This is a genomic window from Sphingomonas sp. Sph1(2015), assembly GCF_001970915.1.
Taxonomy (GTDB): domain Bacteria; phylum Pseudomonadota; class Alphaproteobacteria; order Sphingomonadales; family Sphingomonadaceae; genus Sphingomonas; species Sphingomonas parapaucimobilis.
Genome location: NZ_MQUI01000128.1, coordinates 1 through 425 on the forward strand (window position 1 = coordinate 1; position 425 = coordinate 425).

The 425-nt window shown below is 59.5% G+C and carries 1 rRNA gene; it reads right to left on the reverse strand.

The annotated features are described in order from the left end of the window. Positions 1-425: ribosomal RNA gene (locus BSZ14_RS18855) — 16S ribosomal RNA — on the reverse strand; the annotation flags it as partial.

Here is a 425-nt window from a genome sequence, read left to right on the forward strand (position 1 = left end):
CTGTTTGCTCCCCACGCTTTCGCGTCTCAGCGTCAGTCACGTCCCAGCGAGCTGCCTTCGCCATTGGTGTTCCTCCTGATATCTGCGCATTTCACCGCTACACCAGGAATTCCACTCGCCTCTTCCGGACTCGAGCTCGGCAGTATCCACCGGCATCCCAGGGTTGAGCCCCGGACTTTCACAGCGGACTTACCGAGCCGCCTACACGCGCTTTACGCCCAATGATTCCGGACAACGCTTGCCCCCTACGTATTACCGCGGCTGCTGGCACGTAGTTAGCCGGGGCTTCTTGTGAAGGTACCGTCACTCCAGCCGGCTATTAACCGTCGAAGCTTCGTCCCAACTGAAAGGGGTTTACAACCCGAAGGCCTTCTTCCCCCACGCGGCGTTGCTGCGTCACGCTTTCGCGCATTGCGCAAGATTCC